The organism is Wolbachia endosymbiont of Armadillidium arcangelii (assembly GCF_040207875.1).
Lineage (GTDB): Bacteria > Pseudomonadota > Alphaproteobacteria > Rickettsiales > Anaplasmataceae > Wolbachia.
On record NZ_CP157942.1, the window covers coordinates 996,236 to 1,008,463 of the forward strand.

The following is a 12,228-nucleotide window of genomic DNA, read 5'->3' on the forward strand; positions in this document are numbered from 1 at the left end:
TGTTTGTTACCTCCAGAGCTCATAGGTTTTAGATAATCCTGGACATTGCCAAGCCCTTAGCGTTCTCTCTACGTCCACCTCAAGCCCTTTGGTGAGAAAATTGCTGCGAAAATTATATATTCCCCACTGAATAAATTGACCATAGATTGTGCTATACGTGTGCTCACTTGCAAAGAACTCAGGTGTCTCACCAACTCTTTCACCTTCTGAGTGAAGATTAGATGACGTATAAAGTAACACTGTAACGGTTTTTCCTGCTGGAATGATTATGTTACCTGATGCAATAAATTCAGGACTGTTAATTTCATGCTGGTAAATACGTGTCCAAGTAATTCTCGAAATCTCTGACTTCCTTGTATTAGTTTTATCAGGTGTACCTATAAATAATCCTGCTCCTCCATAATTAACTTCATCTTTATACCACATTGCAGATCCAACAAAGTTTAGAGTTTTACTTATATCTACATTGCTTGTGTTTTTTACGAATATTACTCCCAGTGCAGCATAAGGGTATTTCAGCATATTGAATTGCTCAGAAAATCCATCATACATAAATCTTGGGTATGATTCTCCATAGATAAATGTACCTTTGCTTCCCTCTAAAAAACTGAGTTGTCTTGGCCGATAAAAACTAACATAGCTTGTATCATATGTGTGAGTACCTGCTAGTAGTTGTAGCATATAGTCTGTTTTTGTTACATCACTACTCCACTGACCAAGCTCAGTTGTAAAAGTTCCGCGGCCAAAGTAATTATTTTTTCTACTTAGTACACCAAATAAAAAAGGTAATGCTCCAGGTTCAATCATATGACGATTTCTTACTTCTTTCATGATTGATGAGCCACTTGGTACATCATTTATGGAGTTAAGCTTGGTTGGTTCTCTGCTCCTGATCTCCCTCATAATCGATGAACCACTTGGCACATCATTAACAGTGCGGAAGTTATTCACTAAACCTTTTAGACCATCTTTATGATCATTGCCAACACTATTTATTGCTGCAATGTTGGCATTCTTTCTCGTATCAAGTAGCGATATATGTGAATCTGATGATGCTTTTAAAGTATTCAAGGTTTTAGTTTTTAGAGTATTTATTTCACTTACAGATTCTGTTTTTGCTTCAGTAATTGCCGATATTGAATTTTCCTTATTGGTATTTATGTCATTCAAATGTGATCTTGCGGAGTTTAGAAGTTCTTTCAACTTTCCATCTGTCATCTGCACAATTTCAGACACTGCACTCTTATCTACTATTGATTCCAATGCCTTAGCAAGATATGCAAGCTGATCTGGTGTACTGTTTTCTGCTAAATCCTTAAGCCTCTTTTGTAGTACATCAATTATCTCTTTTACCTCAGTCATCTGCACAATGTCAGCAATAGCTTTTTTATCTGCTATCAATTCCAGTGATTTTGCAAGATATGCCAGTTGATCAGGTGTGCTGTTTGCTGCTAAATCCTTTATCCTTTGGTATATTGCTTCTTTCATTCCCAAAAATTCAAAAAAGTTTCAAATCTAAATCGTTTAAAATTATTTTTTAGTTGATTATGCTCATCTTCTCTTTCGGTAATATCTTCATCTATTTTTTCTATAGCTCTTCGAATACGTACCACATCTTGAACTGCAATATTTTCTGGATGAGGCAGTGGATATCCTCGTTTGGTTTGGTCAACAGTCATTATGTGACAATCACTCTGAGATTTTTTACCTTAGGGCGATAAACAACTGTTCCACTTAAAACTAATTTTACCCTAGTCTCATTGCCATTAAAGTTTGTCAGCACATGAGTTCTCTCTACCAAATTTTCTCCAATTGGTTTTCCTGATGTTAAATTTACTAATTGCCAATCCACGTTTTTTTGTACATATGCTTTAACATCTGCAGTGCCAGGTATTAGCGCATCATATGTTATGGTGATCTTGGTGTTAGCTCCTGCTGTAATGCTTTTCGTTACATAATCTCCGGACTCTGAAAGATTACCTAGAACTAGCTGTAACCCAGGATAGAGAACAGGACTTTTTTCTCGCCCTCCTTTTAGGCTTGCTTTTACCGTTAGCTCTCCAGATAATCTTTCACGCAGTGCGAGTGGTAAATTATCAGACAGAAAGTTTTCTTTTCCCTCTTCATCTGTTAAGATAAATTCTACATTGGTATCAAATGCTACTTTTTCAACATTTGTTAAAACTATTAAATCTGATACGTTGTTTACAGTAACTTTCCCAAGATCAATAACATAAGAATTTTCACTAAATTTTGCAGCTAGTAGTCGAAACGTTAAATCTAAATTTTGATGCGGAGTCCAGGTACTTGCATTACTTGATGATAGTAATACTCCTACTTGATATGGCTGGCTTGTTACCCAACGGCTATTTACTACATCATATTTGCCAAGCTCTGCTATTTTTACTGCTGTATCTGCATCATCGGTTAGCAAAACTATTGCATACTCCTCTCCTGCATGGCAAAACACTGGTGACCAAGTGATACGTGTTGCTGTGCCATCTATCTTTATATCTTTTGGCTCAATATAGCTTTCAGCAATGACAGTCTGCGAGGGCATTCCCACTGCTATTGCTCTAATCTGCACAACAACACGTTTTTTGCCGCTATTTGTGAACCATATCTCTACACCTCCTATGTGTCTGCTCTCATTTAAAGTAAATGTTTGGGCTAAAGGGTCAATTCTTCTTGCTGCGATAACTCTTCTTCTCTCTTCTATGGTAATAGTTTTTTTACCAGTATAAGTTGTCTCTCCATAGCTTCCTTTATCCCCATAAAATTGTACTAATTTAGTACCTGCTGGAATATTTGCTGGTACTTTCACCTTTCCCTGTAATTTTCCCTGATTGTTAGCTGTGAGCATGTTTTTATGCAGTAGGCTGAATGACGATACCATCGAACTTCACCTCCTTAAGCTTCTCACTTGGCTCAAAACCTTCAATTTCAAAATTCTGTACTGCTTCTCTCATAAATTCAGCTTCGTATGAAGTACTTGACAGCAATTCTGTTGTTTCTTTAACATTAAATACCCTGGTTATTGGACTTTTCCAATTCGTGGTAACCTCCGTCCAGTGATCAATGTTTTTATTTAGAGTAATTTGAACCGGTACTGGGTCAAAAGCTTGATATGGATTAATCTTTTCTCCTTTAGTCTGTAAAAGCTGCTCAAGCACTGGCTCAAGTTCATACGGCAATAAATAAGGTTCTTTACCTCTTTCAACATCAATAATTTCTACTTCTATCGGTAAAATTAATTCCTTGTTTACTATCGCTGCAGACTGCGAAATTCCTTGATCGCGCATATCATCATCAAAGAATGAATCAACAAATACTCCTTTTTTGGTGGTAGGTTCTCTTGAATTTGCATCACTGCGTAGACGTTCCTCTGCAACCAGCGCATAAAGATCATTTATTCCTTTTTTCATTGCTTCAAGCTCATTCATCGGTACAGCATGAATAGCATTATTCACTATTTTTACCCCTTCTTTTTCTCCGTTTTTCCATGTCTGATGAATGTAGCAGAGCAAAAGTTGTCCGCTAGGTGCTTTAGGCATTGATGGTCGCCAAGGGTGAGCTATACCTTTTATTCTCCTTACTGCTCCTTTGCTATCGATAGTAATTAAATCATAGCGTGGCATTTTCCAGGTGTAATCAATCAGAACCAAGCTGTTATCAACTGCTCCTTTTACTTTACATCCCTCTTCGCTTATATCTTCAGGGCTTATATGAGTGCGGCAGCGATAGGTTATCAGGTAACTACTTCCAGGAGCTGGTTCTTTACCAGGTAATGACCAATCAACGTTTCCTGCGTTTAGTTTGTAATCTATACTATTTTCATAAATAACATTGCCTTGTTTAACTTGAATAATCTCAAGTACTGCAGAGTCAGGTATCGGATCAACAGCTCCTGAATATGAACCATGAGTAATGGTAATGGTTTTTTGAACAGTTATATCTACTTTTTTAATTTCACTTATTGGAAAATCATTAACCTTCAGTTCCATTACTCTTTGGCTATTTGGCTGAAAAGTATGTGGTTCTGATTCAACTGATTTTATATCCGGATCTTCATCAAAAGAAACACGAATACTGTGAGGAAGTTCAATCTCATAGCCATCAACATGAGCTTTGCCCTCATTAATCACAAATATTTTTTTTCCTCCTTCTCCCTCTTCCTTTTGCAGGAACATTACTTCAAGACCATTTACGACGTAGGAACCATTTGCTTCTTTGTCATAACTAGCAAGAGCAGTAGTTACTATGTTTGCTTGTGGAGGTGGTGAATGTTCTATTAATACTCCATTTTCAATGTTATAGATTGGATAAAACTCTCCTTCAGAAAAACGTGGAGAAAGACCTTCTGCTTGATAACCCCAAATGGTGGAAACTTTAAGCCTTGCAGCTCCTACTTCCTGATAGTTTCTTGTACCAACAGCAGGATCACGAAGGTTTTCATCCTCAAGTTCTGTAATCGTAGATTCTACATAATAAACACCTATGCGAACTGTGGTACTCAGTGGAATAACAAATTCTTCTTTTTCAACTTTTCTAACTGCACCGCGCAGATAGATTTTTCCTCCCTCAAGTGTAGCTTTACCAGTTTTTGCATCTATAATACAATTGCTTCCCGTTATAACATCACCATCACGAAATATTGCATCACCTATGCCTTTAAGCTTAGAAAGAGCATACTCCTGAGTCTCATTTAATTCTGCAGACTGTAGACCTCTTCCTGCAAGGAACAAACTTTTCGTACTCTTTGTCAGGATTAAAGCGGTTATAATAGGCGTTTAAAGTCATTTTATTCTAAAAGGTTACAACAAATGAAAAAGTTTCCCGGGTGGCAGCAGTTCTGATAAGCGGCACTGTATGCTCAAGGACCAATAAAATTCCAGGATCTTCTATATCTTGTGGTTCAAAATATCTCTGTCCTTCAGGTAATCCTTCTTTTATTTTAGTACCAACCATAACCCCTAATTCCCTTATCACTTGATTTGCTGCGTCCGTGAAATCGAAAGTAAATTTAAGGTATAAATTATTGGTTGGTACATTTGAGGACCTAAACCTCCCTGTTGGAGTCAAAAGCTCTCCATTCTCATCACCTGTGCAAAAAAGAACTTCATCTGCAGTACGTCTACCAAGCTCATTGAGCAGTTTTTCAGAAGTTATCAGCTCTGGTGGTGTGCTTTCAGTATACTCTATAGTAACTGCACTATTTGCCGTGATAGAGCTATTTTCCGTACGTTTTATTACACCACTACTGCTATCAACTATATAATCTATACTTGGCTGATAAGTTGTTTGTCCTGTAAAAACCCTTACATCTTTAATAGTATGGTGATCTAGAGCTATTTCATCCTCAACAAAAACTTTTTCGACTTGATGACTACTTTCCCAATTGGCATCACCACTGCCCCAAGCAAGATGTAGAGATTGTTCTTTTATGCTGGCTGCTATTGCTGCTCTTCCTGATTGTGTAAGAATTGACACCTATGATGAGTTTGAAAGGCTTATATAATATATATTCAGGATTTGGAAAATTTTTGTCCAAAAAAAAATGAATTTTTGCCTAATTTTTTGTTGCAGTATTATTTAAAAATCGAACTGTATTATTCTCGAAAAAAAAACAATAGAATATCAATAGGTTAAAAATTGCATCTGTATTATTTATTTTTGCTCCTGTCCTACAAAGTGCACCTATAGTTTCTCATCCTTAAAGCATTAATTGTTTTAGGGAAAAGTTATGAAACTAAAAACTGCCATAGTTGTTCAAAATATACGGTATCAAGCTAAGAGATTAAAACTTTTTGAATGCTTTGCTCATGAAACTCATGAAGATCTTGAGCAAGAACTTTTCTGTGAAATTTGGACTTATCTTGATAGATATGACGAAAGTAAAGGTAGCTTTAACACTTTTGTAGCAAGATTAACTGAACGTCGTGCCAATAACTTATTGGAGAAACAACTATGTATGAAGCGCAATATTAATAACTATGTCAATATTGAGAAAACAGAAGCTTTTGAAGATGAAGTAGCGAAACGTACTGATGTAGATTACATGATTTCAACGCTACCAAGAAAGATGCAAAAGATATGCGAGCAACTCAAGTACTTTAACTTATATGAAGTTGCTAAGATGAACAACATATCAAGAACTACTTTAAATACTATGGTAAGAAAAATACGTATAAAACTCTCTTCCATCTACTACAAGGGCAAAAAGAAAAATTGAACATAAATTCTACCTTTCCTGAATATATAACATATACCATTGAGGTGAATAAATGACTTTTAAAATTTTAAACAATAATGAAAGATTGAAAACAACTACAGGCATAAAAGTAGTAATTTTTGGTCCTTACGGTATTGGTAAAACCAGCCTCTTAAAGACTATAAGTGAACCAACACTATGTCTTGACTTTGAAGCAGGTCTGCTTGCTGTTCAAGATTGGCAGGGAGATTCAATTAGTGTTCGTACTTGGAATCAAGCTCGGGATATTGCCTGCCTAATTGGTGGTCCGAACCCTGCACTAAAATCTGATCAGGCGTATAGTCAGAAACACTATGAGCATGTCTGTAGCAAGCACAAAGATCTTCTTTCTGAAGTGTCTAAATACCGATGCATCTTTGTGGATAGTATAACCGTTGCTTCACGTTTATGTCTATTATGGGCAAGGATGCAACCTGAAGCTTTTTCCGATAGATCAGGAAAAGAAGATAAAAGAGCTGCTTATGGGTTGCTTGCTCAAGAGATGATGGCTTGGCTCAATCAGTTTCAACATATCAGAGATAAAGACATCATCATAGTTGGCACATTAGGTCAATATCTCGATGACTGCAATCGTCCAACTTGGCTACCTCAATGTGAAGGAGCTAAAACTGCTAGTGAGATTCCAGGGATAGTTGATGAGGTAATCAGCATGGTTGGAATCAAGAAAGATGATGGTACAGAGAAACGTTCATTTGTCTGTCAGACTATTAATACTTGGGGATACCCTGCTAAAGATCGAAGTGGCTGCCTTGATATGGTTGAAGAACCGCATTTAGGTAAATTACTTGCGAAAATTAAAGCCAAAACCTTGGCTTCTGTTGCCTAAATTTAATTTTAAAAGGAGTAATATGGAACAAAGCTTTTTCAATATCGGTCAAAAAATTCCCTTTTTCAGTGTGAAAGAATACTTGAATGATCAATCGCCTATACCAGAAGATATAATCTCACCAAGGATTCTGACAAAAAGAGGTCTATTAGTATTGGTTGGCCCACCTAAAATTGGCAAGAGTGACTTTTGATCTCTTGGCTTGTCCACATGGCTGCTGGTAGATCATTTCTTGGTATGACACCAAATAGACCTTTGAAAATTTTCTACATGCAAACTGAAATTGAATATGAATATATGAAAGAACGGTTACAACAACTTCAACTGGATAAAGAGCTTTTGGACATAGCTGCCAGTAACTTAATTATCACGCCAAGAGTACAATTATCTTTCAGCAGTGAAGAAATAGATGAAATTAAAAATACTGTCAAAGAACGTTTTAAGCCTGATATTATTGCGATTGATCCTCTTCGTAACATTTTTAACTCAAGTGAATATGGCAATGAAAACGACAATAGCGCTATGTTATTCTTCTTGCAAAAAACACTTGAGAGATTGAGAAATATTATTAATCCAGATTCTGGCATAATACTCACCCACCATACAAAAAAACTTTCCAAAAAGATGCTAGAAGAAGATCCATTTCAGGGTTTGAGCGGAGCTGGTTCTTTGAGAGGATTTTATAGTACTGGTATGGTAATGTTTGCTCATGATGAAGAAAGTACTGTACGTCAGATAGTATTTGAACTGCGTAATGGTGAACGTGTGGCAAGTAAGCTTGTCGATAAGATAGATGGTCGTTGGAAACTTGTAGACCAATGGAGTTGATTCTTTTTTTTTACTTAATTTATAGGGAACAATATGCTAACAGATTTTTTAACTGATTTTAATACTGCAAAATCACAAAGTAATTTGATACCAAAAGGTACAACAGTAAAAGTCAAAATGGCGATTAAACCAGGAGGTTATGAAAATTGGTTCACTAAAAGCTATACTACTGGCAGCATCTATTTAAACGCTGAATTTACTGTCACTGAAGGTCTATATACAAAACGTAAGATTTTTCAAGTAATTGGTATTAAAAGTGGCAAAGCAAGCGTTGAAGGAGAAGATACTTGGGGAGAATCTGGACGTTCTATGCTTAGAAGTATTTTAGAGTCAGCACGGAACATTCATGCACATGACACTTCAGAAAAAGCAGTTGTTGCTAGAAAAATCAACTCTATAGCTGATTTTAACGGGTTAGAGTTTACTGCAAAAGTTGGTATTGAAGCTGATCGGTATGGAGAAAAAAACAAGATTGCTACTGTTATTACCCCAGAGCAACCTGAAGTTGATTGGGTGCCATTTTGAAGTACGACGAAGAGAAGCTCTGGATTGCTGTAATTGAGAGAGCTATCAAAGATGCAGCAGTAGAGCTAAAGAAAGAAGCAATTAAATGGTTTGATTCAGAGTCTTTTGAAACTGTTTGTGAGCTAGCTAATCTCAGCTCTAAACGTATGAAAAGTATGTATGGGGGTTTTATGCAGAGAAAGGAAATAAAAGGATTATTGATTGATAATATTAAGAAGTGTGTACCTTACCTAATTCCAAACGGTAATTTTTATCGAGAGAGGACTTATGTTGGCAACTGTGACGGGGATATGATTACGGTTAAAATAGTGGGTAAAGAAGCTGGAAATTGGCGTAATTTTACTAAAGGAATTAGTGGTGATATTATTGATCTTTGGACTTTAGTTAAAGGTGATATAAATTCCGCTAAGAGGTGGTTAAATACTAAAGAAAACACAACAGAACATAAAATTACATCGTTTTCAGCAAGGCATTACTTGAATGATAAATCACCAATGCCAAAAGATATAATAGGCCCAAGAATTCTAACTCCAGGCGGTCTTTTGGTTATAGGTGGAACTCCTAAAATAGGAAAGAGTAATTTTCTACTTTCCATGTTGGTACATTTAGCTGCTGGAGTATCATTTCTTGGTATGAAGCCTGCAAGGCCACTTAAGATATTCTATCTACAGGATGAAATGGAATATGATTACATAAGAGAGCGCTTACAGAAGCTAAGAATCAGCAAGAAAATTCTTGATGAAGGAACAGAAAACTTAGTTATTACTAAAAAAGTACAGTTAACTTTGAATGTGGAAAAAATAAAAGAAATTATGTCGGAAAATCTTGATGTAAAAACAGTTGATCTTATAGTGATAGACTCTCTTTTTGATTATAGGAGTATGATCTCTTTTCTGCAAAATAGTATTAATGAACTACGCTCTATCACTAATCCTATGGCTGGAGTAATAGTTACACATTACACCAAAAAAGTGTCAACAACCACGTTAAAAAAGAATCCATTTCAAGCATTGAGTGGTGCTAATGTTTTAAGAAGTTTATATACATCTGGAGTAATGATATTTAGGCCAGAAAGGAATACTCTGCAATTGATGTACGAACTTAAAAATGGCAAACCAATACCAACAAAATTCATAAATATGGTTAACGGACGCTGGATAGCTACAGCTTAACCAAATTTCTAAACTTTAAATATATTGGAGATTTTATGGATATCTATTGCAATTTTAATACTGCAGCTTCACGAAAAAATGCATCGTTAGTAGAAAAAGAACAGCTTAAAGCTCAGCTTTTGTTAAATATCAGATCATGCCTTTCATATCTATTACCAAGAGGAACTTTTCGTGGTGATAAGTTTTATGTAGGCAATGTACAAGGCGATAAAGGAAAAAGTCTAGTAGTAGAATTAAGTGGTAGTGAAGCTGGACTATGGCACGATTTTGCAACAAAAGAAGGTGGAGATATAATTGATCTTTGGGCAGAAGTGCATAGAAAAAGTACTAGAACAGAGTTTACTGAAGTAATCGACTCTATAGCTGAATGGCTTGGTCATTTTAAAAAGATCAAAACTGACAAAACTGCAGGTAATCCAACTGCATATTGGGATTATTACGATGAAAACGGCCAAGCTATTGTTAGAGTATATCGTTATGATGATGATAGTGGAAAGAGATATCTTCCTTTTGATATCAAAAAATCCACCTTTAGTGTACCAGAGATAAGGCCGCTATATAATATTCCAGGTATTTTAAAGTCCGATAAAATTATTCTTGTAGAAGGGGAAAAGTGTGCAAATGCTCTCATAGAGCAAGGTGTTACTGCCACAACTGCAATGTCTGGAGCAAATGCACCTATTGAAAAAACAGATTGGACTCCACTTAAAGGTAAACACATTATTATATGGCCAGATAATGATGAAGCAGGTAAGAAATACGCTGAAAAATCTGCTATGAAACTTACTTGTCTTGGAGTTGAAGAACTTTGCATTTTGGAAATACCTAAAGATAAACCAAAGGGTTGGGACGCTGCTGATTGCGTGAAAGAAGGTATAAATGTTGAAAAATTCTTATCTTTAATTCTTCAAGTTCCATATGTGAAAAAACTATCAACTACCGAGGAATTCTCGAAAGTTCAAAAAGCAGGACGTTGCATTTCACTTTCAGCAATTCCAGTAATAAAGTATTTAAACGATAAATCACCAATGCCGAAAGACATAATAGTTCCAAGAATTTTAACTCCAGGAGGACTATTGGTGTTTGCAGGTGCACCTAAGGTTGGAAAAAGTGATTTTCTTATTTCTTGGTTATTACACATGGCAGGAGGAATTCCATTTTTGAACATGATGCCCACAAGACCTTTGAAAATCTTTTACTTACAAACTGAAATTGGCTATCACTATATGCGTGAACGTCTTCAGCAAATTAAACTAAATGAAGAACTTCTTGAAATTGCTGGATATAACTTAGTTATTACACCACAAGTGGAGTTACTTCTAAATGATGATAGTATAGAGATTATTGTAGATAAAATAGAAAGTTCATTTGGCTCGAATGCAGTTGATATAATAGCAATAGATCCACTACGCAATATTTTTGATGCCGGCGAGAATAGTAGTGAAAATGACAACAATGCTATGTTATTCTTTCTACAAGAAAGGGTTGGTAAATTGAGAAAGCTGGCTAATCAAGATGCAGGAGTTATTTTAGTACACCACACAAAGAAGATGCAAAAGAAATCATTGGAAGAAGACCCATTTCAAAGTTTTAGCGGTGCAAGCAGTTTAAGGGGATTTTATACTACAGGAATAATTATGCACAGACCAGATGAACAACAAAGTAAACGTCAACTAATCTTTGAGTTACGTAATGGCCACGCTATTGCATCAAAATACATTGATAAGATTAACAATAACTGGTACGTAGTTGATTATGAATCGCAAAGACTTGTGAACAAAGATTATGGCCAAAGGTTAGATGCAGAACGTTCGCGTAGGTATTCTACAATTAATTTATACGGAAGGGACGTCTATATACAATAAATTCGTTCTGTCAGGCATTTGAGAATAAAGCAGGTCTTGGTAGTCAACATTCGATCCGTGAACGTATTGATACTTTAGCTACAAAAGGCTATATAAAATTTAACAGAGAAGGTAAAAATGGAGCAAGAACTAGATATGGAGTACTTTGTGTTGCAGGCATGGAAAAGAAAAGTAAGGTATTTGATCACCAACTGAATAAAGAAGTGACAATTTATGAAAAGGTCTTACCAACCGACTATAAATCAACGGAGAATGGTAGCATTTTACCAGTTGAAAATCCGAATACTTGGGTTCATCATAGCATCTGCGATTAATAAAATTAAAATAGAAAATATGAGTTATTTCAGTCTTCGGATTTGCTCAGTTTGTCTTCAGAATTTGCTTAGTCTATGCAGACTGAATTTAGTAAGGATGAAAGAAATGCGAGATTTTCAACAACTTAGAGGGATTGTTGAATTTTATAGCTGCAGACTGAGCAATAGGGAAAAAGTTCAGGAATATAGAGGGTTTTGTTCAACTCTCAGTTTTCAGAATAACTCCTATTATTATATAATAATATAGTAGTATGACTTTAAAACATACTACTCTGTTCGTTTCTCTTTTACTTACAATAATAAGCTATGGAAAGCTCTCTTTCAAAGTTATCTGATAAAAGAAACGAAAGAAAACGCTCAGAAAAAACAAATGGCCCGTAATTGCGTTTTAAAGTCATCCTACAACTTCAGGGTACAATTAATACCA

At 35.7% G+C, this 12,228-nt stretch carries 9 protein-coding genes and 2 pseudogenes; 6 read left to right on the top strand and 5 right to left on the bottom strand.

The window, feature by feature from the left end; genetic code table 11:
* Positions 1–6: 6 nt before the first annotated feature.
* The 5 genes and pseudogenes from ABLO99_RS05000 to ABLO99_RS05020 form a co-directional block, all read right to left on the bottom strand.
* Positions 7–1,488: a hypothetical protein gene (locus ABLO99_RS05000; RefSeq protein ID WP_349967011.1), complete on the bottom strand. Its 1,482-nt coding sequence runs from the start codon at positions 1,486–1,488 to the stop codon at positions 7–9.
* A complete protein-coding gene (locus tag ABLO99_RS05005; RefSeq protein ID WP_114517444.1) occupies positions 1,485–1,679 on the bottom strand; it encodes a hypothetical protein in 195 nt (64 codons plus the stop codon). Before ABLO99_RS05005 ends, ABLO99_RS05000 begins: the two co-directional genes overlap by 4 nt.
* Complete coding sequence (locus tag ABLO99_RS05010; protein WP_349968479.1) at positions 1,679–2,863, bottom strand: hypothetical protein; 1,185 nt, start codon at positions 2,861–2,863, stop codon at positions 1,679–1,681. Before ABLO99_RS05010 ends, ABLO99_RS05005 begins: the two co-directional genes overlap by 1 nt.
* Before the next feature lie 4 nt (positions 2,864–2,867).
* Positions 2,868–4,800, bottom strand: a pseudogene (locus tag ABLO99_RS05015) (DUF4815 domain-containing protein).
* 6 nt (positions 4,801–4,806) lie between these two features.
* On the bottom strand, positions 4,807–5,490 hold the full coding sequence (locus ABLO99_RS05020; RefSeq protein WP_264690058.1) for a hypothetical protein: 684 nt from the start codon (positions 5,488–5,490) through the stop codon (positions 4,807–4,809).
* 253 nt (positions 5,491–5,743) lie between these two features.
* Here ABLO99_RS05020 and ABLO99_RS05025 point away from each other — a divergent pair, with 253 nt between their 5' ends.
* From ABLO99_RS05025 to ABLO99_RS05050, 6 genes and pseudogenes are all read left to right on the top strand, one after another.
* Complete coding sequence (locus ABLO99_RS05025) at positions 5,744–6,232, top strand: sigma-70 family RNA polymerase sigma factor (RefSeq protein WP_230609203.1); 489 nt, start codon at positions 5,744–5,746, stop codon at positions 6,230–6,232.
* Between the two features lie 52 nt (positions 6,233–6,284).
* Complete coding sequence (locus tag ABLO99_RS05030) at positions 6,285–7,097, top strand: ATP-binding protein (protein ID WP_349967013.1); 813 nt, start codon at positions 6,285–6,287, stop codon at positions 7,095–7,097.
* Between the two features lie 22 nt (positions 7,098–7,119).
* A pseudogene (locus ABLO99_RS05035) lies at positions 7,120–7,925 on the top strand (AAA family ATPase).
* Between the two features lie 33 nt (positions 7,926–7,958).
* A complete protein-coding gene (locus tag ABLO99_RS05040; RefSeq protein WP_349967015.1) occupies positions 7,959–8,450 on the top strand; it encodes a hypothetical protein in 492 nt (163 codons plus the stop codon).
* Positions 8,447–9,622 (top strand): AAA family ATPase, encoded by a 1,176-nt coding sequence (locus ABLO99_RS05045; RefSeq protein ID WP_349967016.1) that lies wholly within the window; start codon positions 8,447–8,449, stop codon positions 9,620–9,622. The genes ABLO99_RS05040 and ABLO99_RS05045 overlap by 4 nt, the downstream gene beginning before the upstream one ends.
* A gap of 35 nt (positions 9,623–9,657) precedes the next feature.
* Positions 9,658–11,487, top strand: a complete 1,830-nt coding sequence (locus ABLO99_RS05050; protein WP_349967017.1) for an AAA family ATPase — start codon at positions 9,658–9,660, stop codon at positions 11,485–11,487.
* Positions 11,488–12,228: the final 741 nt, after the last annotated feature.